Raw genomic sequence first — 26,491 nt, forward strand, 5'->3', positions numbered from 1 at the left:
CCGGGAGTGATGGATGCCGAGGACGAGAACGTTGATGCGCAGGATCAAGGAAGTGTTGCGCCTGAAATTCGAGTTGGGACTGAACGATAGCCAAGTCGCGGCCGGGGCGCGGCTGGCCCGGTCGACCGTGTAGGACTACCTGCTGAGGGTGGCTGCCACCGGGCTGGATTACCCGCAACTGTGCGCCCTGAGCGACGAGGAACTCGACCGCCGTTTGTTTCCGCCGCGCGAACTGCGCGACATGTCGCGCCCACTGCCGGACTGGGAGGTCATTGACCGCGAATCCCGTCGCCGTGGCGTGACGCTGCGGCTGTTGTGGCTGGAGTACGTCGCGGGGCAGCCGGACGGCTACCAGTACACCCAGTTCCTGCGGCATTTCCGCGCCTGGCAGCGGGCGTCGCGGCCGACGGTGATGCGCCAGGTGCACCGTGCGGGCGAAGTGCTGGAGGTCGACTACGCCGGGATGACGCTGACGGTGATGGACCTGGGCGTGCCGCGCGAGGCGCAGGTGTTCGTCGCCTGCCTGCCGTGCTCGCACCTGGTCTACGCCGAGGCGACCTGGACGCAGGGCCAGGAGGACTACTGGCTGGGCGCACACGTGCGGGCGCTGACGGCGATCGGCGGCTGCCCGGAGAAGCTGGTGCCGGACAACCTCAGGAGCGGGGTCACCGACGCCTCGTACTACGACCCGGTGCTGAACCGCGCCTACCAGCAATTGGCGCAGCACTACGGCATCGCGGTCGTTCCGGCGCGGGTGCGGCGTCCGCGGGACAAGTCGTCGGTGGAAGGCGCCGTGAAGTACGCGGAGCGCTGGGTGCTGGCACCGTTGCGCCATCGCCGGTTCCTGTCGTTGGCCGAGGCCAACGCCGCGATCGCCGAACTGGTGGAGGCGTGGAACAACCGCCCGTTCAGCCCACCGCGAGAGGGCAGCCGCCGCGCGCTGTTCGAGGCGATCGAGCGCCCGGCCTTGAAACCATTGCTCACCGAGCCGTTCGTCATCGGCCAGTGTGAGCTGGTGGTGGAGGAGCTGGAGCCCGTTCACGTCTCCAAACATCTCGGGGAGACGTTGGATTTGGATGTGGTCGAGTTCTGGCTCGCCTGGCAGCCGCCGCCACCTGCCGTCATCTGACGGAATCCGCGGCAGACGGCCGGCGGAAAACAGCACATTCGGTCATGTCCCTGTTAAAGAGAACAGCAGCTTGTGGCAAGAGAACTGCACATAATGGCATCAGCCATGGCTGTCATTTCATGCCTCAATGCTGTTCCCCCATAAGCCTGCAACCACCATGCAGCCAATTCTGGCGATTCTGTTGAACGGTTAATGGTAATGCTGGAAGCATCCATGGATAATTCGGCTTGCCAACGGCAATATCAAACCAACTTCCACCTCATCGCCATTGCCACATAACCCACAAGCATTCGTACCCTCCGGAAGCTGCCAGAGCCAGGCCCCCCTCATGGCTATTCAATTCTTTGATCTTGATTGCGGTGAATCCGGTGGCTCACAGTTACCGAGATCCCCGATCCGCGCCAGGCGGAAGGGAAGCGCTACAAACTCCCACGTTACTGTTCTCGATCCTGGCGCCGGTGACTGGCGGCAAACTCCTACCGCGGTATCGTCTGGCTGTTCACCGCCACGGGTTCAACGCTACGGGCTCAACGCTGCGTTCGGACTTCATGCAGCCCTGTTGCAGGCAGCCCGCGCCATTCCCGGACAGGGCAGGAAGACCCTGCGCGGCAGCTTCGACGCCTTCCACGACCACGCCGCCGCCCAGATGCTGAGCGCCTCCGCCACCGACACTACCCTGGTGCCGTGTCGATGTCGCCGAGAAGTCCAACGAGATCCCGGCAGTCCAGGCGCTGCTCGCAGGATATCTGCGCGACCACGGTGCCACAGAGCATCTTCGCATTGATTTGAATCGGTTGGGGTTCCCGGCCAGGCATGCCCTGATTGACCACCGGCTCGTCGAACAGGAGTCGCAGCCGCTCGGCCTGTTGCAGGTCGGTGTGTGGGACGGCAGGAACCCCAGCGTGATGCCTGTGTCCGGAACAGCCAAGGTTCTGCAGCGTGTGGAAGCCTGCATTGTCGAAATCAGCACGATGCTGCGCATCCACTCGATACCGCTCTCACGCGCAACGGCAGCAAGCAACGCGTCAGATATCGGCTTGCTGATGGCCTTGTTCAGATACCGGAAGCTCTCGCCCCTGTCGGCTGGACGGAGGTGGCACGGTAACGGATCCGTAACTTAGACCGACTGTCGCATGTCCAGCAGTTTCGCTCGCACCCGTGCCTCCGCCCCGCCTCCAAGTCGGCTTTCTCTCGCGCGGCGGTTGCCTCGAATCTCTTGATGAGTTCCGCGGCATCGGAAACGGTGTCCGCCGCAATCAACAACGATTTTAGTCCGCCCCAGGATATCTTCCGGCAGAGCGCCTTGATTTCCGCCTCGCGCCCAAGTCCGCGGACCCGGACGATTTGCAGCAGGTTGTCGGCACGGGCATCGGCGATCAATTCCTGGACAAGTTCACTCCGACGCAATCCCTCCTCAATCCACGGCATTCTCCGTGTTCCATGTCGGCGTCGGAGGGATATTCGTCGGCTCGGCTGGAGGCAGCAAGGCACCCCCTTGCCCACGACGTGAACTGATGGCCACAGCAGTGGACGATGCTCCCAAATTTCCTTGAATTTTACTTGGAAGTCGCCTCATCGAAGATGATGGCACCCATTCGCAGCGAATTTTTACAGAATTGACAAGGATAAACTGAAATAAAATGCGTTAGGACGACCAATTTTTCCTTCTAAATCCAAATTTTCTTTGCGAATGGAAGATGGCGTGTCAACGTTTAGAAAATAATGTAAATATGTTGTGTTCCGATATTCACGACTGTATCTTTCTTGGCAGAAGAAACAACGGCAACCATGACGAGACAATAATATTTTTAATTTCGCAAAAATCAGTGACGTGCAAAAGCCGTGTTCGGCATTGCGCTGCAACACATCCTATTGGGAATGGAAATGCGGATCATGGCATCCGCTCCAGCCGCTATCGAAGCCCACTGGCGCTGACGCGAACCACGGAAAGTGGCAGGATACGAAATGGAAATCACCCGCCTGAATCTGAACACGGGCGCCACCAGCATGGTTGCGCTTCCGGAGCAGTCAGACACCCTGCGGCGCGCGTACGCGGACATCGTGCGCGATGAAGACGGCGAAATCCCTGGCCACCCAGGTTGGTCCCTCGACCTCCTGTTTCCACTTGCTTCCCCCGGCGTCCGCAAGGCCGGGGCAGCGTTCTTCGAGATCGCCCGCACGACGGGGATTTCGAAGATGCCGTCCATGATGGCCATCGTCTGCTTTGATGTAACAATATCAAAAGAATCATGGGGGCAGGCGCACAGTCTCCTGCTTTCCCTCGAGAGTGTTCTCAAAGCCACACAGATGTGGTCGCAACCGCCTTCGTTCCCTCCACCCGTACCGTGGCTGGTGGTCGTTGAAACGCCGATCGCCAAGCTACAGCCTATCGACTTCTCGGAAGCCGAGTTGCATGTCGTCCGCGCGCTCGCCGAGGCTTTCCCAGGAACCATGCCGTTGACTGCCTCAGCATCGGCCGCCACCAGTCCGGACAGCGGGCCGCAGAACGGGCCGTCATGGCGTCCGGAGGAACCCGATCCTAAGCTGCCCCGCCCCGTCACCCGCCTGAATGCATTGATGAAGCGGTTCCCTGGCCTGGGCAAATCGGTTGATCTCTTTCGGGCCGGCCGCGGCAATGGGTTGGACAACTGGCCGGACTGGTGCGTCTTGCCGATGGCCGGGTGGTTGGCCATTAGCATGCATGAGAGGTTGAGCGGCTCTGGGCCGACATCCCAGGAGCTCGCGGACCTCCAACAGCTTGCGGCCATCGGAGCTTGGCGCTACTCGCAGGGTGTCTACCGCATTGATCCCGACCTGCAGGCGGCACTGACGGAAACGGTGGTTAAGGGACCGATCCCGTCGGAGGTTCTCTACCGTCTTCCAGAGTGGTCTTCGTACGTCGAACCCGGTGCACAGCTCAAATACGGTCCGTTTACCATCCTGGGCTTTTGGGTCTATCTCGAATGGGATGTGAACCAGAGGCGACCAGAACTCCGCTTTCTGCTTGATGTTGGCAGCGAGGTGATGCCGGTGATCCTGCACATTGGCGACTGGACTGTGACCGAGGCCGTCGACCGGGCAGTGGTGGAAATGCGCCGGAACGATCCCTTTTTTCCCGCCGACGCTGTTCTTGCCGAAACGTGGTCCGAGTGGGTGAACCCGCTCGTCTCGATCGTGCTCTACCTGTGCTCGGGTGAGCCGGAAATCGACAACGTTCATCAGCCGGGGCACCGCCCGGGCAACCCGGCGCCGAAGCGCACCCGCGATGGCATGCGCTTGTTTCCTGCTGACCGGGTATCATATTTTGATGTCGGTGCGCGCATCGGCCAGCGCCTCAGGCAGACGCGCGAGTGGGACGGGGCAGGCGCCAACCTCGGCAAGCCGAGGCGTCCGCATTTGCGTCGGGCGCATTGGCACGGCTACTGGCGTGGCCCACGGACCAATCCGACTGCTTTCATTTACCACTGGATCCCTCCGGTCTTTGTCGCTGGCAACAGCGAGGTGGACGGGGAGACGTTGGAGAAATGACATCATCGCTGGGGACGGCGCCAGATGGCCGGCTGGGAAGCAGCGTCGAAATGCGGGCGGCACCGCAGGGAATCTTCCGAGGAAGACCCGGCCTCCCCCCCCCCCCCCGAGGGGCCGGGCGTCGCCTGCAACATCGTGTGGCTTGCGTCCCGCGAGCAGCGAGACTGAGGGACCGGTCTGTTGCTGGCGGGGCACATTGATAGAGGACCGGGCAATCACCCGTCCATGCCACTCACGCCTAGCCCCGGGGCAGGATCGTCGGGTTGCCAGCCTCGCCCGGAACGGAGCCCTTCCAGCCCTGGCCGAACACCCGCGCCCAGGCGGACTCCCCGCAGCACCATCGGCACCACCAGGGCAGGGTGCCCAACTTTGCAGCGGCGCCGCTTCGGCGAAGGCCCGCCCAGCAGCATCGGTGCCGCCGCACGGGCGCGGGTACCGGGGGCGTGGCGCGCGGTGTTGAAGGCAAAGCTGTCGCATTAGCGGCAATCGCTGGCCTGTACTTGGCCGCATGGACTCTTTCTACCAGAACGCTCCGCTGCACGGAGCGCCGTGCCAACGCATGCTGAAATCAACGACTAACACAGGAGATTACCCAAATGCCGTACGACGCTCCCGTTACTGCTGACCAGACGCCGGTGCGTATGGATGGAGCCTTCATGCTTGACGCCTTGGAACGTCTCAATCCCCTGGCAAGCTCAGAGAACTGAACAGCCATGTGGCCCGAGCAAAGCTTCCAGGAATAACCCGGCTGATTCCGCCACTCACTCCTGGGAAAACAGTGGACGAATTCTCGCCTTCACCTCTTCCAATGATGACGAAAATAACTTCAGCGTCGCCTCAGGCGACATAAACGACGGCTCTGTTCTTTCTATCATTTGCAGAAAGAAATGAAAACACGTTTGCAAGATTGCAACTGTAGTGTTGGCTGCCCTTCATCTGGGCAATTGCTTTGGGACGGTCCGCATTCCGGAAAAGTGCCAGCGTACCACCGAAGAGGATCACATGGACTGTGATGTGCCGCCCCTTGAAACGTGCACCAACTCCTCAGCCACTTCGCCTCCGGCAATCATGCCCCATTCCCATTCCGCTGGGAATTTGCAACAGAACCCAGATTATCATTTGTTTTTGCCAAATCATGCGACAGTCCATCTCTCAATTATATTCGGATTTTTAAGTAAAAATAGTGTAAATAACAGGTATTTATTAAATTAATTATAAATTTATATCTTTGAAAAATCGATACTCGTGGATAGTCTATTTGTAAACATGTTGTATTTTACTAATTTAATTATTAAATGGCCTGTGCTAGTATAAATAAATAAAGCTATACTATAAAATCCTATTTTTATGGAAAACGTGTTGCGGTTCGTCAAAAAACTATATATGATTATATTATATCGCCGATAATTTTGTGGCGATGCGTCTGATAGGGGAACTGAACATGAATGAAACTATCTTTTACTACTGCCTCGGCCCAATGAGCTGGGGAAGGGGATCAACGCCGCAGGCAGCGCTCCGCGAGGCTCGGCGTTACAGCCTGCCTGGCGACCTGCACGGCTGCGCAGCACAGCTGACCTGGCGGATCTGGCAGACCGACGCTCGCGTACGTGTGCGCCCTAACATGAGCGGCTTGCATTTCGGCTGGGACGACGATGAGGCGGCGCCGTACCTCGTCGAGGTACTGGATGGACGCGGTCGGCGGTTGCCGTTGCCGGACTGCAGGACGATGCAGGCGGATGACTAACAAGGCTATTGGGCGCATTGCCTCGCTGTACCGGTCGGTTCGGCTGTTTGTGAACTTCTTCCAGCCCTCGTTCAAGTTGGCGAAGAAGTCGCGAGACGGCGCCGTGCCAGCGGCTGCTCGAGGACCTGGCTCGCCTGTGCGCTCGGCCACAAGGCCGGCCGGGAGGGGTTCTCCGTGCTCTATCGGCGGGCGCCGCACCTTTGTGTATAGGCTATTGCTGGTCCTGGTAACGATATTGATAGGCGCAACGCAACACGATTAATTCGAATGGAAAATAAAATGAAATCAAAATTATTTTATACAAGATCGGAGACGGACCTGCGGTTCGGAGGCTGCCCAGTGTGTGGTCAGACGGACGGGTACCTGAACGTCGGACGCAACCATTATTTCGTTTGTGATACGCATCGGACAAAATGGTATGTAGGGTTCAATGTGTTCTCCGTCCATGAAGGACCGGAGCAATGGGACATAAACTCCAAGCTCCTGGACACGTACGCCAAGGTCAAGCCAGTCAAAGAATGGCCGATCCGGAAGGAGAAGAAAGTTCGGGCAGTAACGGTCTCAGCGCAGAAGCGCTGGTATTGGCCACGTCGCCTGTCCTCAATTACCAACCGAACTACGCCACCCCGCTTTCCAACCAAATTCCGGACGGCACCCATGCTCACCCACGACGCCCACCAAACATCTGACCCCTACGTCACCATATGGGGATCACTGCTCCACCATGTCCCGCCGTCCCCAGGCATCAAAATGGACGACATAAACCGGTTCAACGACGTCATGCAGAGCGCCGACTGGATGCGCGAATGGGCGCCGGTCGACATTGAGGACCATCATTCCGACCCGCACCACTGCACGTCTTGCTTCGTCGGCCATGACACCCGAGACATGATGTACCAGGCACACCGCCTGTGGCTCGTCACCGCGGCAGCTATGGCTGAGCAGCCAGTTTCTGGCGAGCCAGATTTCGACCCGGGGCTCAATGTCCTTGTAGCCGCACTCGACGACCGCTTCCAGGGATCGGTCGACCTTGTCCGTGTCCGTCCTGATACGGATAAAGACGCCCTCTTGGTGCAACACTTCTTTACTCGTGAGAGCGGTTGTTGGGTGCTGTATCCGCCGTTCTACTGGACCAAAGCGGGCCCCTCGACATACCAAGACGAGAACGCGACAGAGACACAACAGCGCCTCGTCCGGCAATCGTGCGAGCGGACCCTGCGCCTCGTGACGACCGTCTGCACTGTCGGAAAAGCGCTGAAAGCCCGTATTGAAGCTGAAAACCCGTTCTGAAGGCGATACCGATAGCATCCCGTTTTGACCTGCAGGCCGAGGAGGCACCGCTGCCTTCTCCGCCGCCCCCTGTGTCAGTGAAGTTGCCGCCTGGATAGGATGAGGCGATGGGGGCGCGGGACGAGGGCATTGGCTCGATACGGAGAGGCATACAAGCGGCGAGTGGTGGCCCGGTTGCTGCCACCGGAGAGCGCGGCGGTAGAGGTGGTGTCGCGCGAGGTGGGCGTGAGCGTGGCGACGCTGGAGCGCTGGCGGGCGGCTGCGTTGGTTGAGCCCGGCGCGGCGGCGGGAGGGGAGGAACGATGGACGCCGGCGGCACGGCTGGAAGCGGTGATCACCACGGCGACGATGGACGAGGCGAGCCGCAGTGCCTGGTGCCGGGAGCACGGGCTCTACGTCGCGGACCTGGAGCGCTGGAAGCGTGACGCCATGGCCGGGCTGGGCGAGCCCCGAGGCGCCAGTGCTGCCGACACCAAGCAGGACCGGCGACGGATCAAGGAGCTGGAGCGCGAGTTGCAGCGCAAGGACAAGGCGCTGGCGGAGACCACAGCCTTGCTGGTGATGCGGGGAAAACTGGCGGCGGTCTTCCGCGACGGCGAGGACGCATGACCTCGCCGGAAGACCGCCGGACCCTGCTGGAGGAGGTTGCCCGGGCGCATGCGGCCGGGGCGCGTCTGAGCGCGGCTTGTGCCGAGGCGGGCATTGATCCGCGGACGCGGCAGCGCTGGCGTGCCGGCACCGACGCCGCCGCTGGCGCGGTGCACGCCGATCGTCGGCCGCAGGCCGAGCGTCCGCGGCCGGCGCAGGCGCTGAGCGCCGAGGAGCGAGCGCGGATTGTGGCGGTGGCCAACGAGCCGCGGTTTGCCGATGCGCCGCCGGCGCGCATCGTCCCGGCCTTGGCCGACGAGGGTGTCTACATCGCCAGCGAATCCAGCTTCCATCGGGTGCTGCGCGCCCACGGCCAGATGAAGCGCCGCGGCCGGGCCAGCCTGCCGAGGGCCTCGCGCCCGCCGACCACGCATGTCGCCACCCGTCCCGGCGAGGTTTGGTGCTGGGACGTGACATTTCTGCCGGCCACGGTGCAGGGCCGCTGGTTTTATCTGTACCTGATTCTCGACCTCTACAGCCGCAAGATTGTTGGCTTCGAGGTGCATGACAGCGACACCGCCGAGCACGCCGCCCATCTGGTCCGACGCACGGCACTCGCGGAAGGAGTGCATGCGATGCCAGCCCGGCCGGTGCTGCACGGCGAAACGGGGCCACGCTGAAGGCGACCACGGTGCTGGCCATGCTGCACTGGCTCGGCATCAGCCCTTCGTATTCGCGCCCGCGGGTGAGCGACGACAATGCCTTTGCCGAGGCGGTGTTCCGCACCGCCAAATATCGGCCCGCGTTTCCGGCCAGGGGATTTGCCGACCTGGAAGCGGCCCGGGCATGGGCAGCGTGGTTTGTGCAGTGGTACAACCATGAGCACCGAGACTGTCGGAAATTTCGTGTGCGGGATGACATGATGGGAAGGAAGGAGAATCCCTCATGGCCCGACGCAAGGAGCCGCGTATCCCGGACGCGGTGCTCGACCAACTGCTGGCGGGAGCTGACCCGAAGACGGCCTTTGACCCGAAAGGCCTGCTTGACGAGCTGAAGAAGGCGCTGGCGGAGCGGGTGCTGAACGCGGAGATGGATCACCATCTGGCTGGCGACGAGACCGGGAACAGCCGCAATGGCTATGGACGAAAGACGGTGATCACCGACACGGGGAAGCTGACCCTGGAGATCCCGCGGGACCGGCAGTCGACTTTCGATCCCCAGCTGATTGCGAAGTATCAGAGACGATTTCCTGGCTTCGACGACAAGATCATTTCCATGTATGCGCGTGGCATGAGCACGCGGGAGATTGTCGGCCATCTTCGTGAGCTTTATGGCATCGATGTCTCGCCGGATCTGATCAGTGCGGTGACTGATGCCGTTTTGGACGAGATCACCACCTGGCAGGCCCGACCGCTGGAGCCGGTCTACCCGCTGGTTTTCTTCGATGCCCTGCGGGTGAAGATCCGGGACGAAGGCATGGTCCGCAACAAGGCCGTCCATGTGGCACTTGGCGTGCGAGCCGACGGCACCAAGGAAGTCCTTGGTCTATGGCTCGAACAGAACGAGGGAGCGAAATTCTGGCTGCGGGTGATGAACGAGCTGCGCAATCGTGGCGTGGAAGACATCCTGGTTGCCGTAGTTGATGGATTGAAGGGCTTCCCCGAAGCCATCCTCGCGGTCTTTCCCCAGACCACCGTTCAGACCTGTATTGTTCATCTGCTGCGCCAGAGCCTGGATTTCGTCTCTTACAAAGATCGCAAGGCGGTCGCCGGTGCCCTCAAGGAAATCTACCGAGCAGTAGACGCCACCGCGGCAGAAGCGGCATTGACGGCTTTTGAAGAAGGGCCATGGGGCCAGAAATACCCGGCCATTGGCCAGAGTTGGCGCCGCGCCTGGAGTGAGGTGATCCCCTTCTACGCCTTCCCGAGCGAGGTTCGACGCATTCTCTATACGACCAATGCTATCGAATCTCTCAATGCCAAACTTCGGCGGGCGGTGCGGGCGAGAGGACATTTTCCGAATGACGACGCTGCATTGAAGCTGCTCTTTCTGGTCTTGAACCGGGCGGAGAAAGAGTGGACCATGCCAGCGCGTGAATGGTGCATGGCCAAGGCCCAGTTCGCCATCCTTTTCGGCGAACGGTTCACCCGGGCTCTGGCCTGAACGTGTGCAACGTCATCTCGCACACGAAATTCCGGATAGTCCCTGAGCACCGGCACAGCGGCATCCGCTACGTCACCCCGGCGCAGCGCCATGCCGGTGAGGATGGCGGCTTGCTCGCCGCCCGCCATGCCGTCTACCAGGCGGCACGCGAGCGCCATCCCCGGCGCTGGAGCCGGCACACCCGCAATTGGACCCCAATCGGTGCGGTCACGCTCAACCCGGAGCGCGACATCGTCATTCAGCCTTGCCCGACAAAGACCCAGCTTTCCGGTTCGATCGGCGCACCTGCTTTCCTGCCCCGACCTGGCAGCGCCGTGGCAGGCTCCGCCCTGGTCGGAGGGGCACAGCATCCAGCCCACCCACCCTCAGCACAGCCCGGATAGGGGGATATTCGTTACGAGATACAAGCGGCAACCACGTTGACACGCACCGGTTCCCCGAGGGAACGCCATGCGGGTGACATGGGCCGTGTCATCAGGGACCGGCGGCGGTGATGCAGGACGCAGACACATGACAACCTCTGCGGGATAGGGTGGTCCCGTTAACGCCTAATCGCCATGGGTGGTCGCATTTCGCCAGCAGTGTCGAAAGCGCGGAAGAGCCGCAACTGCTTGCCGACGGGGCGGGCCATTCCATAAATTTCCGACAGTCTCGCGGGTTTGCCCCGATCGGTGATCAGGTCCGTCAGCGTCCCGGCGATGCCATGAATAATACCCATGTCCGTTGGTCGGAACCTATCGTTGCCCCGGGATGGCCCCATTGCTGGAAGCAACCCCCTGGCTATCGGTTCCGACCTCTGAGTGTCTGTCCGCGAGGATCTTGAATTTGGGTAATGAGTTACCAGTTTCCTCGTATGTGGACCAAGGAGAACCGAGCCCGCTACGATCGTAGCGGTCTGCGCTATGAGAGCGACCTGACCGACGCTGAATGGGCGTTGGTGGCACCGTTGATTCCGCCGGCCAAGCATGGTGGTGCCACACGCAGTGTCGACGAGCGGGAGATCGTCAACGGGCTGATGTACATCCTGAGCACCGGTTGCCAATGGCGGGCGATCCCGAAGGACCTGCCACCGCGCAGCACGCTGTGGGGTTATTTCGACCGCTGGGAATGGGACGGCACGCTGAAGCGCATCCATCATGCGCTCTACGTGCAATGCCGCGAACAGGCTGGGCGTGAGGCCAGCCCGACGGCCGCGATCATCGACAGCCAGAGCGTGAAAAGCGCCGAAAAAGGGGGAAGTCGATCGATCCGCCTGCGTACGATTCGGGCAAGAAGATCAGGGGCAAGAAGCGCCATATTCTCGTAGATACCGAGGGCTTCGTGCTGGAGGCGATCGTGCATGCCGCCGACCTGCAGGATCGGGACGGCGGCGTCCTGCTGTTGGCCGCCCTGTTCGGCCTGTTCCCGTTCCTGCGCAGGCTCTACGCTGATGCGGCCTACCAAGGCCCCAAGTTCGAGGCGGCAGTGAAGCGTCTCCTGCGGCAGGTCAAGCTGGAGATCGTCCGTCGGGCCGATGCCGCCAACGGCTTTGTGGTGTTGCCGAAACGCTGGATCGTCGAGCGCACGATCGGCTGGCTCAACCGTTGCCGCCGCCTCGCCAAGGACTGGGAGAACCTGAACCGCAAGGCGCTCGCATTCCTGCGACTCGCCTCAATTCGCCTGATGGTCCGAAGGCTCTGCCAACCCGCATGAACTTCTCGGACAGACACTGAGCATTGGTATAAGATGGGTTAGATCGCGCGCACGTAAGCCCGCTGTGTCTCCAGGGACAGCCCGGCGAGGTCCATGTCCTCAATCATCCTGGTGCGAAGCGGCGACATGACGACCTCCTATGGCTGATACTGCGGTAAGCAATCAGCCCGCCGACCCAAAGAGATACATCCTGCTGCTCAGCCAAGCTTTGATTTGCTCCTTGGCGGAGCCGTTCCGTCCAACATCAGGTAGCAGCGCACCGCCCAAAGGATCACCTCGGCCGTGAAGAGCCGCCCCTTGAAGTTCGCCACCGCCGCCGTCTCCGATCCTCTGTCCTGGATGATCATACCTCCGACGGATTTCGCCGTAATATTTGCAACAGAGCCCGGTTTCTTTGTAACAGAGGAGTAGTTCACATATGATTTCTACGAAAGATACTACAATAGATTGGCAGATCTAAAGCTGAGCCAGCGCCCTTTTCCAATTATTATATGATCGTGTATAAATATATCGAGAGCACTCGCGGCTTGTTTTATTTTTTGTGTCATATGTATATCATCCAAGGAAGGCGATGGATCGCCACTCGGATGATTATGTACCAATATCAATGCGGTAGCATGCAACTCCAAAGCCCGCTTCACTACCTCTCGTGGGTACACGGGCGTATGATTAACCGTTCCGCTTCCAAGCGTTTCGTCAGCTAGTAGATGATTTTTCCCATCAAGAAATAATACAAGGAATTGTTCAGTGCTTGATCTGCTAATTCTTGAATTAAGATAACCAATAAGCTTACCAATATTATTTACAATCGGCAAATTAATTATTTCTGATTTTGCCATTTTAACGGCAGCAGATTTAGTTGTTGCTAGTATTCGAACTATAGAAACATTTACACCTTGAACTGAAAGCAATTCAGATGCTGTTGCTGAAAGTACATTTGTAATATTTCCAAACTTTGTTATTAATGCTTTTGAAATTTTTCTTGAATTTCTCTTGTTTGTGCCAGGTAAAACAAGCATTTCTAAATATTCTTGATCAGACATATCCCCCAACTCGCGCTCAACGGTTTCATCATACAAACGAGCTAAGTTGGCCTGTGCATCATTGAATTCTTGTACAAGGCCAGGGCCTTGTTCCGCGAATCCCGAATAATGCTCACCACGAACTACCACAGCTGATGCGATAACATCAGATGGCAACGGCGGATTCTTATTAGAGTGTTTCATACTTCTATAATTACACAACAATGTATCGATATGTTAATTATTTTTGTTTAAAAAACAATATTAAAGCGTTAATTTTAAATAAAAAATTCGTTAATTTGCCATTTAACGATAACGATAAATTGACAAAGCTCTTTTTGGCTGAAGGAAGATGCCTTCTTATTGAAGAAGTTGATATAAAGCGAAATTGTAATATTCTGGAGCTCGAAGTTAATTAGCACATACATCTTAAATAATGTGCATGCTTATAAAAATCATGCTATAAATTACCAGAACTAATATGGCTTCTATAATAATAGAAAAATGCAAACTTGGTGTTGCTACCGAGGCCGCCTTATGATCGACGGGAGAACAACCAGTTGGCCACTTGTCTTTTGTCTTGTGTTATGTCATTTATGAGAGTGTACTGACGCGGTGATAGTGGTTGCTGAGTGTAAGCTGTCGAACCGCCGATGGCGTATTTGCCATCAGATCGTTTTCAGCGCCTTTGCCGATGCTTGCCGATTCTGTTGCAAATTCCCGGCGCGATGAACAGGAAGACCAGCCCGCCATTCGGTGTGGCGACGGCGCCAAGCCAGGCCGAAGCCCGGTCCCGAAGTTGCCGGGGTTGTCCCGGCTCCGATCAGGAACCGCATGATCAGCCCCAGATTGTATCCGGCGATGTGGATGAGGTAGCGCTTCTGAACGTTTTCGCCACCGCGGTGCCAGGTTCGTCGCATGTCGCCACGATCGAGGATCAGGGCAAAGCCGCGTTCCACGCGCTCGGTCCGCAATCGGAAGGCGGCGCGAGCGACCCCGGACAGCAGACGCGCCCTGTTGTTATAGACGGCCCGGCGCGCGGCCCCATCACCATGCCAACGCAGGCATTGTTTGCGCTCCGGCTCGGCAATGCGGGTCTTCCAGGGGCCATCCTCCAGCGCCTTCAACGTGGCGCGCGCATGATACCCTTTGTCGGCAACCAGTTCGGCCGGATTGTCGGGCGTCGGCGCCGCCTCCACCGCGGTCAGTTGCTTGGTCGCGGCGGTCAGCGTGCCGGGCATCGTCGTGGTGTCACCCTGGTCGGCCGTGTGCACCTCGGCGGCGATGATGGCGCCGGTGTCGAGATCGACCGCATGCTCCGGCTTGTAGGCCAGATAGGTGCAGCCACCCTTCAGCTAGGCGATCTTCGCCGCCGGGTCGACCCGCCTTTGCCAATCGGCGTTGGACAGCATCTTGTTCTTGCGGCCGCGGTCGAGCCGGATCAGGTCCTCCGTTGTCGGTTCTCAAGGGACTATCCGGAATTTCGTGTGCGAGATGACGTTGCACACGTTCAGGCCAGAGCCCGGGTGAACCGTTCGCCGAAAAGGATGGCGAACTGGGCCTTGGCCATGCACCATTCACGCGCTGGCATGATCCACTCTTTCTCCGCCCGGTTCAAGACCAGAAAGAGCAGCTTCAATGCAGCGTCGTCATTCGGAAAATGTCCTCTCGCCCGCACCGCCCGCCGAAGTTTGGCATTGAGAGATTCGATAGCATTGGTCGTATAGAGAATGCGTCGAACCTCGCTCGGGAAGGCGTAGAAGGGGATCACCTCACTCCAGGCGCGGCGCCAACTCTGGCCAATGGCCGGGTATTTCTGGCCCCATGGCCCTTCTTCAAAAGCCGTCAATGCCGCTTCTGCCGCGGTGGCGTCTACTGCTCGGTAGATTTCCTTGAGGGCACCGGCGACCGCCTTGCGATCTTTGTAAGAGACGAAATCCAGGCTCTGGCGCAGCAGATGAACAATACAGGTCTGAACGGTGGTCTGGGGAAAGACCGCGAGGATGGCTTCGGGGAAGCCCTTCAATCCATCAACTACGGCAACCAGGATGTCTTCCACGCCACGATTGCGCAGCTCGTTCATCACCCGCAGCCAGAATTTCGCTCCCTCGTTCTGTTCGAGCCATAGACCAAGGACTTCCTTGGTGCCGTCGGCTCGCACGCCAAGTGCCACATGGACGGCCTTGTTGCGGACCATGCCTTCGTCCCGGATCTTCACCCGCAGGGCATCGAAGAAAACCAGCGGGTAGACCGGCTCCAGCGGTCGGGCCTGCCAGGTGGTGATCTCGTCCAAAACGGCATCAGTCACCGCACTGATCAGATCCGGCGAGACATCGATGCCATAAAGCTCACGAAGATGGCCGACAATCTCCCGCGTGCTCATGCCACGCGCATACATGGAAATGATCTTGTCGTCGAAGCCAGGAAATCGTCTCTGATACTTCGCAATCAGCTGGGGATCGAAAGTCGACTGCCGGTCCCGCGGGATCTCCAGGGTCAGCTTCCCCGTGTCGGTGATCACCGTCTTTCGTCCATAGCCATTGCGGCTGTTCCCGGTCTCGTCGCCAGCCAGATGGTGATCCATCTCCGCGTTCAGCACCCGCTCCGCCAGCGCCTTCTTCAGCTCGTCAAGCAGGCCTTTCGGGTCAAAGGCCGTCTTCGGGTCAGCTCCCGCCAGCAGTTGGTCGAGCACCGCGTCCGGGATACGCGGCTCCTTGCGTCGGGCCATGAGGGATTCTCCTTCCTTCCCATCATGTCATCCCGCACACGAAATTTCCGACAGTCTCGTGTCTCAATGCCGCTCTCGCGCGCCATACGGGCCAGCATCTCGCGGTAGGTCTCGCCGCTGTCGCGCCGCACCAGCGTGCGCAGCGCCGCATTGGCCTCCATCGTCGAGGCGTCCACGCCGATCCGCTCGCCCTTGATCAGGCCGCGCTCGGCCAGCCGCTTCAGCACCCAGGTGAAGACCTTGTCGTGCATCTCCAGGGGCAGGCGCGAGCGGGTGCGGCTGAGCGTCGAGTGGTCCGGCACCGGGTCGCATTCGCCCAGCCGCAGGAACTCCCGCAGCGACAGGCTATCGGCGCAGCGCCACTCCAGGCCGCGCTCGCTGTCGATGCCCTCAAAATAGCCGACCGGCAGCATGCGAAAATAACGACCGGGCGGCAACGACGGGCGGCCACGCTTCGCGGCGTGGTAGGGCGCGCACTCCGCCTCCACGAACACGTCGAACCCGGCGCCGATCAGCTCGGCCTGGAGGCGGTCATAGAAGACGTGGTCCGGTGAGCGCGGCAGCTCCGCCCAGGTCACCATCATCGATGCCTGCCGTTCCCGCTGCCGCCCCAGTGCCATCCGCCGTTGCCCTTGCTGAATGCACCCGCAACGAGTCAGGCCACCGCGATTTTGTCAACGGGCTGATAAGGCAAAGCCTGCACCGGGAATGCGGAAGAGCCCTTTTTCGAAGCCGATTGACACCGGCTATCGCTCGCTCACCGGGACGGCCCGCCTGAAAGGAACGACTGCCCTCAACGCCGTCCGGGCCCTCATCGACGGTTCGTTCGCCCTCGCCTGAACCCCGCGGCAGCCAACCCGGTGAGCAATTAGAGGCTCGGAGGTCATCTCGGCAGAATGCCCCAGCCGCATCGTTCCGGCCAGAGACCGTGAACCTGACAATGCCACAGGCTGGAATACGCCTTGCTCAAAGTAAGCATGCAAGCAGCAGGCAGAGTTTGCAACAGGCTTAGTTACGATTTTATAACTATTTGCCTTTAATTGCACTGGTTATAGCGTGCTGGCCTAACACTGGCGAGAACCCCGCAATACAGGCCCGCATCGCCGATTATATTTTTGGCAAGGATGCGTCCAGTGGCAATTCAGCAGGTATATCCGAACCCAAGCGCGGGGAACCCTCGATTCAAATTCTACACCGGACGGGTTGTTAACGGGCAGGCTGAGGCGTACTCGAACATCCCGGGAAATGGGACGGTTTCAGACTGGTCCATTGTACAATGGCACATGCAGAGCTTTCTGGACCCATCGGTAGTGATCTACAACGATACGAGGTATGCTGACCCCTATTTCGGCATGCCGATCTCCTCATGGACGAGCCCCGGCGACCATGCTGAGTTTTCAATATACCAGACTAATACTGGATATGTTTTTCACCTACAGGACAACGGCGCCCCTGACGCCAACATTGAAGGAACTGGGCCGGGCGGCGCAAGTACTTACCTTAGCAACGAGTGGTCTGGTGACATCGTCGATTTTGGACGCCAAGTTACTTACAGTCTCCGGGCGCGCATTTGCGAGGCATCGGGTGGCTACGGCTTTGTGGGTGCCGGTTTCGAGATTCAATATAACAATCCGACTCTGGGCGGATACGTAGATGGTGAGAAATCAGTTCTTGTCTATATGGGCGTGCAGCTGACAGGTGGCTATAGCGAATCTAAACCGCTTAATTACTTCAGCTATAACACATCTGAATCTAGCATCACTGCCATTGACCAGTGTACTCTTGGAGGAGACGATTACCTACCCAGACAGACAGATTATGGCGATTTGCACACCCTGACCTACAACCTCAATGCCTACGTCGCCAAAGTTGTTTGTGATTTCCAAGCGGCAGGCCTTGCTACCGATGGCATGAAAGATTTATCAAACTGGAAGCTAACAGGGATGTACTTGGGGCCAGAGGTATTTGATTCTAATTGCAGACTTGGCATAGACGTGGCTGATATCAATGTCGAGCGTGATAGCAATGCCACATTTACAATGAACGACTACATAAAAAATCTAGCAACGTATTCGAGCGGCCCAGTCGCTGTTGGCATCACCTCTTATCCAATCTCCTATGCAGTTACAAACATAACTACCAATGAGGCAGGAATTAAGCTCGGAAAGACTTATGACGGACCTGTAAACTACCTGAAATCGGAGTACGGTGATAACAGTGGGCACAATCTAGCAATTGGCGCGCAGCAAGCAGACTGCTGGATATACACAGGCGATGGCGATGATGCGATCGTGGCTCTCTCAGGAGACAATGTAATCGACGCGGGACGGGGGTCTAACTGGCTTGTAGGAGGCAGCGGTAACGACGTATTCTTTGAGACAGCGAGCCCTGGACAAGCTACATGGAATACAATTGTTAATTTCCACCCAGGGGACATGGTCACTATCTGGGACTTTCACACAGGTGGCTCCATGGATTGGCACGACGGTATGGGGGCAAGGGACTATGAAGGATTAACACTTGTTGCCTTGAATTCCAATGGAATTGGATGTAGCGTAACGCTGGCTGGACTTACAAATGTAGACCTCAAACACATCAAATATACTACTGGGAATACGGGAGGTCATGACTATATTCAAATAATCAATTGCTAGAGGCGGTTCGAATTACTTGGGCACTTTTTGACGAGGTTCTCCATCCCCATCTGCTGAGCGGGGGATTGGGGGGAAGAGATAGTGGCCGATATCCGGGGTGGTGGGCGCGATCTGGATGCCTGGCTTGCGCTTTTTCTGAATGTGCTCGGGCGCAAGACGCGCCGGACCTGGCGCCCCTCTACCGGCGCGGGCTGCTTGGTCTGGGGGAGCGTAAGAGCCTGCAGCCCATGGCGGCGCGGCTTGGGTTGTCGAGGCACGACCAGTTGCAGCATTTCATCGCCAGCCCGGCCTGGGACGACGGCCCGCTGTGGACGGAGCTGGCGCACACGGGGGATCGGCTGGTGGGCGGGCCGGACGCCTATCTGGTAATCGACGACACGGTGCTACCGAAGAAGGGCGAGCTGTCGGTCGGCGTCGCGCGGCAATACTGCGGGCCGCTGGGCAAGAGGGCGAACTGCCAGGCGTTGGTGTCGCTGACGCTCGCGCAGGGGGAGGTGCCGGTGCCGTCAGCCTGCGGCTGTTCCTGCCGGAGACCTGGACCGATGATCCCGAACGCTGCGCTGGAGCGGGCGTGCCTGAGGCGCGGATCGTTGCCTGCAGCAAGGGCGAGATCGCGTTGGCCGAGCTGGATCGTCTGCGCGCGGCCGGGGGGCGGTTCGGGGCTGTTCTGGCCGACGCGGGCTACGGTGCCAGTGCCGCGTTCCGGCGGGGGCTGGACGCGCGCGGGTTGCCGTGGGCGGTTGGCATTCCACGCAACCAGAAGGTTTACCGCTGCGGCGTGCAGCTTATCCCGCCGACCGGGCGCAAGTGCCGTCCCGTGCCAGACGAGGAGCCGCGGCTGGCCGAGGGGATCCTGGCCGGGCGGCGGTGGCGGCGCGTGACGTGGCGGCAGGGTACCAAGGGAGCGCTCGCCGTGCGCTGGGCCGCGATGCGCATCCGCGTCGGCGACGGTCCGACTTTCGCCAACAACCGGCACCTGCCGGGGGTGGAAGCCTGGCTGGTCGGCGAGTGGCGCCCGGGCGGCGAGCGCAAATACCACCTGAGCAACTTGCCGCTCCGGACGTCGCTGAAGACGCTCGCCGCAACCATCAAGGCGCGCTGGGTCTGCGAGCAGGCACACCAGCAGCTCAAGCAGGAACTGGGGTTCGGCCACTTCGAGGGGCGTTCCTGGACCGGGCTGCATCGCCACGCCCTGATGACCTGCATCGCCTTCGCCTACCTGCAGCATTTGCGCCTCGCCGAGCACCGTCGGACGAGGCCGGGGAAAAATCAGCCCTCTCGTTTCGGGACCGCCGTCGTCGCCGGAGCTATGCGAGAAACTGGGTGACGACGGCCTGAGAGAGGCGGCGTATCGAGGCTGGTGACGAGCCTGCCAGAACCTCCCGAAGGAGCGATACGCCATGACGAGCCATACCAGGGTTGTTGCCCTCCGTCAGCCCGATGATGTGGATGACCCGCTGACAGCGGTGCTGAGGAGCGGCGCCCGGCGGCTGTTGGCCCAGGCTGTGGAAGCGGAAGCCGAAGCGTTCCTTGCCGAGATGAGTGGCTTGCGCCTGCCGGACGGACGCGAGCGGCTGGTGCGGCACGGGTATGGGCCCGAACGCCTGGTGCAGACCGGCATCGGGCCGGTTCCGGTGCGGCGGGTGAAGCTGCGCGATCGCGGCGCCGCGTCCGAAGCGGAACGGATCCGCTTCACCTCGGCGCTGCTGCCGCGCTGGGCGCGGCGGACGCGCAGCCTGGATGCGCTGTTGCCGATCCTTTACCTCCGGGGGGTCTCGATGGGCGATTTCCAGGAAGCGCTGACGGCGCTGCTCGGCCCGGAGGCACCGAACCTGTCGCCGGCGGTCATTGGCCGCCTGCGGGACGAATGGCAGGCCGACTATACGTGCTGGCAACGCCGCGACCTGTCGGCCCGGCACTACGTCTATCTCTGGGCTGACGGCGTCTACCTGCAGGCGCGCATGGAGCCGCAGGCCGAGTGCATGCTGGTGCTGATCGGTGCGACCCCCGAGGGCAAAAAGGAACTCGTGGGCTTTCAGGTCGGGATGCGTGAGAGCGCGCAGAGCTGGCGCGAACTGCTGGTCGACCTCAAGGCCCGCGGCCTGGCGGTCGCGCCGCGGGGGGCCACCGGGGATGGAAGTCTCGGCTTCTGGAAGGCCCTGGAGGAGGTGTTTCCGACTACCCGGCACCAGCGTTGCTGGGTGCATAAAACCGCCAATATCCTCGACAAGCTGCCCAAGTCGGTTCAGCCCGCGGTGAAGCATGACCTGCGTGAAATCTGGCAGGCCCCCGACCGTGCCACCGCCGAGGACGCCATGGATACGTTCGCCGAGAAATATGCGGCGAAATACGCCAAGGCCGTTGCCTGCCTGCTCAAAGATCGTGACGCACTGCTGACCTTCTACGACTTCCCAGCCGAACACTGGGACCACCTGCGCACCTCCAACCCGATTGAGAAGGGATGGCAACGGGACCGCTCAGTGCGACGTTCTTGTCGAACCGCGGCTGGGCCATGGGGCCCTGCGCGCCTTGGTCAGATGGATGGCGAGCCGCCATGGGCAGTCCGAGGCAGAGGGAGATCCGGTGGCGAGACCTGCCGCGCGAGCGACGGCGACGCCTGACCGTACTGATCGGCAAGCTGGTTCGCCGGCGCCTCGCGGCAGTGATCGATCCGGAGACTGGCCATGAGCGCGAGCCCGCCGAGTGCCGCCCCATTGCCTGCGGACAAGATCCAGGCCCGGCATCGCGAGCGACAGGCGGTCGTCTATGTCCGGCAATCGACGGTGCGCCAAGTGCTGCAGCACCAGGAGTCCACGCGCCTGCAGTACGCGCTGACCGACCGGGCCCGCCAACTCGGGTGGAGCCAGGAGCAGGTGGTGGTTATCGATGACGATCTTGGCCGCTCGGCGGCATCCACCCTGCATCGTCCCGGCTTCCAGCGCCTCGTTGCCGAGGTGGGACTCGGCCACGTGGGTCTGGTGCTCGGCATTGAGGTCTCGCGTCTGGCTCGTTCCTGCCGCGACTGGCATCAGCTGCTGGAGATGTGCGCCCTGTTCGACACGCTCATTGCGGATGCGGACGGAGTGTACGACGCTGCCAATTTTAACGACCGCCTTCTGCTGGGGTTGAAGGGCACGATGTCGGAGGCGGAGCTGCATATCCTCAAGGCGCGCATGCATGAGGGTCGTCGTACCAAGGCGGCACGCGGTGACCTCGTCATGGGACTGCCACGCGGCTACGTGCTGCGTCCCTCGGGGGAGGTCGCGCTTGATCCGGACGAACAGGTCCAGTCGACGGTTCGGCTGGTGTTTGACCTATTCGAGCGTCGCCGCTCGACCCGAGGTGTGCTGCAGTACTTGGTTGAGCACGACATTCAGCTGCCGGACCGCGTGCGCTCCGGGTTGCACAAGGGTGAGGTCTGCTGGGGTCGACCAAACCAGGCGACCATCGGTGACATGCTGCGCCACCCGGCCTATGCTGGAGCCTATGTCTATGGTCGGCGCCGGATGGAGCGCAGGTACCAGCTGCCCGGTAAGCCGCATAGCGGGCGGCGTGTTGTCGATCGTGTCCCGGGGAGTGGTGTAGGAGCGGCGCCCCCCGAGGGAGTGGCCATGGCCTGATCACCGGGTAGGTTTGGGTTGTCACGACCACGTAACCTAACCCGGAGACCGACCATGACCGCCGACACGATCGCCCTTACCGAGTTGCTTGAGAAGGGGGCGGAGACCGACCTACTGCGCGAGATGCTCAGCTTCATGGTGCACCGGCTGATGGACGCCGAGGTGTCGCAACTCTGCGGAGCCGGACACGGCGAGCGCAGCCCCGAGCGCACCAACCAGCGCAATGGCACCCGGTCGCGACCCTGGGACACACGGGCGGGCCGCCTGGACGTCAGGATCCCGAAGCTGCGTCACGGCTCTTACTTTCCCAGCTTCCTTGAGCCGCGGCGCACCGCCGAGCGGGCGCTGGCGGCGGTGATCCAGGAAGCCTATGTCCACGGTGTCTCGACGCGCAGCGTGGATGACCTGGTCAAAGCGCTCGGCCTGGAGGGTGTTTCCAAAAGCGAGGTCAGCCGCATCTGCGCCGAACTCGATGGCCAGGTGGCGGCGTTCCGCAACCGGCCGATCGAGGGCGATTGGCCATATCTGTGGATCGACGCCACCTACGTGAAGACGCGTGAGGCCGGTCGGGTGGTCTCGACGGCGGTGATAATCGCTGTGGGGGTGAACACCGACGGCCGCCGCGAAGTGCTTGGCCTGGCGACCGGCCCGTCGGAGGCGGAGACCTTCTGGACCGACTTCCTGCGCTCCCTGACCCGGCGCGGCCTGCGCGGGGTCAAGTTGGTGATCTCGGACGCCCACGAGGGGCTGAAGGCGGCCGCGGCCAAGACGCTGCGCGCCACCTGGCAGCGCTGCCGGGTTCATTTCATGCGCAACGCACTGGCCTATGTCGGCGCCACGCAGCGGCCGATGGTGATCGCCCTGCTCAAGACCATCTTCGCCCAGCCCGACCGTGCCGCCGCCCAGGCACAATGGCGCGACGTCACCGACCGGCTGCGGGGGCAGTTCCCCAAACTGGCCGCCTTCCTGGAGGCCGCCGAGGCCGACGTGCTGGCCTACATGGACTTTCCCAAAACGCACTGGAGCAAGCTGCACAGCACCAACCCGCTCGAACGCCTCAATGCCGAGGTCAAGCGCCGCTGCGATGTCGTCGGCATCTTTCCTAACGATGCCGCAGTCATTCGCCTCGTCGGCGCGCTGCTGATGGAGCAGAACGACGAATGGGCGGTCCAGCGGCGCTATATGCCTCTGGAGGCGCTGGCCCCTATGGGCAATACTGAGCTCGTCAAGCTGCCCGCCGTCGCAGCCTGACCGCGGCAAACCCAGATCGCCGGAGACAGGCCCGCCACCGCCGCTCCTACACCACTCCCCGGGACACGATCGTGTTGTCCGTTCGCCGGAGCAATGGGCGGTGCTGCGCCGAGATTGTTGGCCGGCCTATATCGATTGGGAAACCTACGCGCGCAACCAAGAGCAAATGGCCGCGAACCGTACGAAAAATAGCGGCGTCCCACGAGGTGGTCCGGCCCTGTTGGGCGGCATCATTCGTTGTGGTCGGTGTGGCCGGCGTATGTCGGTTGGCTATCACAATAATAGCCACGAAGCACGCTACCAGTGTTGCCAGCTGGCAAGTACCTATGGCGGACCGCGATGCCAGTCGGTCAGCGCCCAACCAGTGGATGACTTGGTCAGCGAGCTGATCCTGGCGGCCCTCACGCCGTCCGCAATCGATGTCAGCCTGCAGCTGGCTGAAGACATCGAACTTGAGCACGCCGAGCGGCAACGACACTGGGCACAGCGCCTGGAACGGGCACGTTACGAGACCACGCTTGCACGCCGGCGCTATGAGGTGGTGGATCCCGAGAACCGCCTGGTGGCGCGCACGCTGGAGCGGGACTGGGAGACGGCGCTTGCCGCCGAACAGGCATTGCAGGCCGAGCATGATCGTGAGCTGGCACGCCAGCCCGCTCGGCTACAGGCAACGGAGATGGAAGCGATCCGACACTTGGCCGAGGACGTGCCTGCGCTGTGGCGCGCGCCGACCGCGACGGCGGCCGACCGCCAGATGATCACACGCCTGATGCTGGAGCAGGTCGCGGTGCGTGTGGATGGCAATAGCGAGCATGTGGAGCTTGCATGTGATTGGGCAGGCGGTCCGCAGACCCACCATACACTGATCTCGACTTTCGCCATTTTCGGGATGCTCGCTGCGGCTGACGGATGGGGTCACTTGAAGGCGACGCGATCCAGAAGCCGGTTGTCGAGAGCGTCACGGTAGACCTCGGCGGCGAAGCGGCTTTCGTCGGCTGCGCCTGCCTGATCCGACCGGCATGAGACCTGCCCGCCGGTGACCAGCTTGTCGATAGTCTGCTGCTGCACCGGCACGATCAAGCCATTGGTCATGGCGAAGCAGTCTGGCTGCAAGATCCGGGCGGCGAATACCCAGCCGTTTGCAACGCTCGCCTGCATGCCTTCGTCGATCAGCCACAGCGCGGATCCATTCCGAAGATCGCTCACCATGAGGCCGGTGACGTCGTGGCGGCGCTCGACACGCCAAAGCGAGAAGCGGGCCAGACGCAATGCCTCGAGCGTGAGTGCCTCATCGGAACCGACCGGCAGCGGGGTGGCACGCGCGTAGCGGTCGATGGCGCGCGAACGACCTGCCCTGGCAGTGTAAAGAGCAAACTCGTAGAGCACCGAGAGCTCCTTGACGTCGTCGACAACCAGCGATGGCCCGGCCCGCATTCCCAGGCGCCGCGCCTGGTCGAGCATCGTGTCCGCGGCCAGGAACCGCAGCGCGGCCCTGTGATGGTCGGTAGTGATCGCGCGCAGGCGGCGATACCGATGGAGGATTTCCCGGCGTGTCATTCCTGCCTCCCGAGGCGACAAGCTCACGCAACGCGACCGGCGCGACAGGACGGCGCAACGCCGGTGACCCGATTTTGAGAGACGCCGGGATTCCCCGCCAGCCCGTCTGTGCCGAAGCTTGCCAGCGCGTCGTACGGGGAGAACCAGATGTCGGCAACTGACGCCGGGGGGTTCGCAGCAGGCAGGCTGGGAACCTGGATGCAGCCATTCGAGGCGGCGTTCACCGCGCCGACCTGGCAGCGCGTGCTGGTCCTGGTGGCGGGCGCGATCCTCGTCCCGGGTCGGCGGACGATCGCGTCCGTGCTGCGCGTCATGGGACTGGGCCAGGTCCGACGCTTCAGCAACTACCACCGCGTGCTGAGCCGCAACACATGGTCCGACCGCTGGTTGTCTGGCTGCCTGCTCCGCCTCCTCGTCGACACCTTCGTCCCGAAGGGCGAGCCGGTCGTGATCGGCCCCGACGACACGATCGAGCGGCGATGGGGGATCAAAATCAAGGCACGTGGCATTTACCGCGATCCGGTACGCTCCTCACGCGGCCATTTCGTCAAGGCGAGCGGCCTGCGCTGGCTTTCGTTCATGGTGCTGCCTGAGATCCCGTGGGCCGGGCGCGTCTGGGCGCTGCCATTCCTGACCATCTTGGCCCCCTCGCTGCGGTATTGGCAGACGCACAGGCCGGGAGAGCGCCAGTACAAAAAGCTCACCGATTGGGCGCGGCAGGGTCTGATCCAGGCGGCCCTCTGGCTCCCGGACCGGCGCGTCATCGGCGTCGGCGACGCCAGCTTCGCTGCCATCGAGCTGCTCAACGACGTGCGCCCTTGGGTCACCATGATCACCCGCCTGCGGCTCGACGCCGGACTTTACCACCCACCACCGCGGCGAAGGCCCGGCCAGCGCGGGCGCCCGCGCCTCGTCGGCAAGCGCCAACCCACATTGAAGCAACGCCTCGCCAACCCGAGAACACGCTGGTGTCCTCTGCAGGTGACCGGATGGTATGGTCGTGGCGAAAGAACCCTCGAGATCGTCTCCGGCACCGCCCTATGGCACAAGCCCGGCCACCGCGTTCCGATCCGCTACGTCCTGGTGCGCGACCCGAAGGGCAAACTCGAGCCGCAAGCGTTCCTCTGCACCGACCTCCAGGCTGATCCGCTCGACATCCTCCGTTGGTTTGTTCGCCGCTGGTCGGTCGAGGTCACTTTTTCCGAGGTCCGTCGTCACCTCGGCGTCGAAACCCAACGGCAGTGGTCCGACCTGGCGATCGCCCGTACCACGCCGTTCCTGCTCAGCTTGTTTTCGCTGGTCACGCTGTGGGCCAATAACCTGTACGCCACGCGCCCACCTGCGGTTCGGCTCGCGAGCTGGTACCGGAAATCACTGCCAACCTTCAGCGACGCCCTTGCCGCCGTGCGGCGGCAGCTATGGACTCATGGCAATTTACGAGGGTCCCGGCAGATGTTCGATCCGACAAAAATTCCTGCAGCCACACTCAACACCTTGATAGACTTGGCCTGCTACGCCGCTTGAA

General features: G+C 61.0%; 16 protein-coding genes and 5 pseudogenes. 15 read left to right on the top strand and 6 right to left on the bottom strand.

Annotated elements, in window-relative coordinates:
* Positions 1–148: 148 nt before the first annotated feature.
* The gene (gene istA, locus NBY65_RS22030) at positions 149–1,129 is read left to right on the top strand and encodes an IS21 family transposase (protein WP_250265721.1); all 981 of its coding nucleotides are present in this window, start codon (positions 149–151) and stop codon (positions 1,127–1,129) included.
* Positions 1,130–1,800: 671 nt separating this feature from the next.
* On the opposite strand, the gene NBY65_RS22035 is transcribed toward istA, so the two are convergent.
* Positions 1,801–2,115, bottom strand: coding sequence for a hypothetical protein (locus NBY65_RS22035; protein ID WP_150045770.1), 315 nt, complete (start codon positions 2,113–2,115; stop codon positions 1,801–1,803).
* A gap of 979 nt (positions 2,116–3,094) precedes the next feature.
* Between NBY65_RS22035 and NBY65_RS22040 the strand changes: the two genes are divergently transcribed.
* The 7 genes and pseudogenes from NBY65_RS22040 (at position 3,095) to NBY65_RS22075 (ending at position 12,134) form a co-directional block, all read left to right on the top strand.
* Positions 3,095–4,657: an AcrVA2 family anti-CRISPR protein gene (locus NBY65_RS22040; protein ID WP_150045771.1), complete on the top strand. Its 1,563-nt coding sequence runs from the start codon at positions 3,095–3,097 to the stop codon at positions 4,655–4,657.
* Positions 4,658–6,098: 1,441 nt separating this feature from the next.
* Entirely contained in the window at positions 6,099–6,401 is a 303-nt protein-coding gene (locus NBY65_RS22045; RefSeq protein ID WP_150045772.1) for a hypothetical protein, read from the top strand.
* 657 nt (positions 6,402–7,058) lie between these two features.
* The gene (locus NBY65_RS22055) at positions 7,059–7,691 is read left to right on the top strand and encodes a hypothetical protein (RefSeq protein WP_150045773.1); all 633 of its coding nucleotides are present in this window, start codon (positions 7,059–7,061) and stop codon (positions 7,689–7,691) included.
* Positions 7,692–7,820: 129 nt separating this feature from the next.
* Positions 7,821–9,168: pseudogene (locus NBY65_RS22060) on the top strand (IS3 family transposase); the annotation flags it as partial.
* A 56-nt stretch (positions 9,169–9,224) separates the two neighbouring features.
* Entirely contained in the window at positions 9,225–10,442 is a 1,218-nt protein-coding gene (locus tag NBY65_RS22065; protein WP_250265698.1) for an IS256 family transposase, read from the top strand.
* Positions 10,443–10,486: 44 nt separating this feature from the next.
* Positions 10,487–10,675: pseudogene (locus tag NBY65_RS22070) on the top strand (IS3-like element ISAzo10 family transposase); the annotation flags it as partial.
* Positions 10,676–11,295: 620 nt separating this feature from the next.
* Positions 11,296–12,134, top strand: a pseudogene (locus NBY65_RS22075) (IS5 family transposase).
* A 437-nt stretch (positions 12,135–12,571) separates the two neighbouring features.
* Here the strand turns inward: NBY65_RS22075 and radC are convergent.
* The 4 genes from radC to NBY65_RS22095 form a co-directional block, all read right to left on the bottom strand.
* Entirely contained in the window at positions 12,572–13,333 is a 762-nt protein-coding gene (gene radC, locus NBY65_RS22080) for a RadC family protein (RefSeq protein WP_162530940.1), read from the bottom strand.
* Positions 13,334–13,824: 491 nt separating this feature from the next.
* Entirely contained in the window at positions 13,825–14,511 is a 687-nt protein-coding gene (locus tag NBY65_RS22085; RefSeq protein WP_203330782.1) for a transposase, read from the bottom strand.
* A gap of 155 nt (positions 14,512–14,666) precedes the next feature.
* Complete coding sequence (locus NBY65_RS22090; protein ID WP_250265722.1) at positions 14,667–15,884, bottom strand: IS256 family transposase; 1,218 nt, start codon at positions 15,882–15,884, stop codon at positions 14,667–14,669.
* Positions 15,776–16,468 (bottom strand): transposase, encoded by a 693-nt coding sequence (locus NBY65_RS22095; RefSeq protein WP_250265723.1) that lies wholly within the window; start codon positions 16,466–16,468, stop codon positions 15,776–15,778. Before NBY65_RS22095 ends, NBY65_RS22090 begins: the two co-directional genes overlap by 109 nt.
* A gap of 726 nt (positions 16,469–17,194) precedes the next feature.
* Between NBY65_RS22095 and NBY65_RS22100 the strand changes: the two genes are divergently transcribed.
* The 6 genes and pseudogenes from NBY65_RS22100 to NBY65_RS22125 all read left to right on the top strand — a co-directional run bounded on the left by NBY65_RS22100 (position 17,195) and on the right by NBY65_RS22125 (position 24,376).
* A complete protein-coding gene (locus NBY65_RS22100) occupies positions 17,195–18,538 on the top strand; it encodes a hypothetical protein (RefSeq protein WP_150045786.1) in 1,344 nt (447 codons plus the stop codon).
* An 81-nt stretch (positions 18,539–18,619) separates the two neighbouring features.
* Positions 18,620–19,982: pseudogene (locus tag NBY65_RS22105) on the top strand (IS701 family transposase).
* Positions 19,939–21,024: pseudogene (locus NBY65_RS22110) on the top strand (IS256 family transposase); the annotation flags it as partial. The pseudogenes NBY65_RS22105 and NBY65_RS22110, both read left to right, overlap by 44 nt.
* Before the next feature lie 198 nt (positions 21,025–21,222).
* Complete coding sequence (locus tag NBY65_RS22115) at positions 21,223–22,158, top strand: recombinase family protein (RefSeq protein WP_150045787.1); 936 nt, start codon at positions 21,223–21,225, stop codon at positions 22,156–22,158.
* 54 nt (positions 22,159–22,212) lie between these two features.
* Positions 22,213–23,409, top strand: a complete 1,197-nt coding sequence (locus tag NBY65_RS22120; protein WP_250265724.1) for an IS256 family transposase — start codon at positions 22,213–22,215, stop codon at positions 23,407–23,409.
* A 166-nt stretch (positions 23,410–23,575) separates the two neighbouring features.
* Positions 23,576–24,376 (top strand): zinc ribbon domain-containing protein, encoded by an 801-nt coding sequence (locus NBY65_RS22125; protein ID WP_284347523.1) that lies wholly within the window; start codon positions 23,576–23,578, stop codon positions 24,374–24,376.
* On the opposite strand, the gene NBY65_RS22130 is transcribed toward NBY65_RS22125, so the two are convergent.
* On the bottom strand, positions 24,325–24,966 hold the full coding sequence (locus tag NBY65_RS22130; protein ID WP_150045837.1) for a hypothetical protein: 642 nt from the start codon (positions 24,964–24,966) through the stop codon (positions 24,325–24,327). The genes NBY65_RS22125 and NBY65_RS22130 overlap by 52 nt on opposite strands.
* 147 nt (positions 24,967–25,113) lie before the next feature.
* On the opposite strand from NBY65_RS22130, the gene NBY65_RS22135 reads away from it, so the two are divergent.
* The gene (locus tag NBY65_RS22135; RefSeq protein WP_150045838.1) at positions 25,114–26,490 is read left to right on the top strand and encodes an IS701 family transposase; all 1,377 of its coding nucleotides are present in this window, start codon (positions 25,114–25,116) and stop codon (positions 26,488–26,490) included.
* The last annotated feature ends 1 nt before the right edge of the window (position 26,491 follow it).

The organism is Rhodovastum atsumiense, assembly GCF_937425535.1.
Lineage (GTDB): Bacteria > Pseudomonadota > Alphaproteobacteria > Acetobacterales > Acetobacteraceae > Rhodovastum > Rhodovastum atsumiense.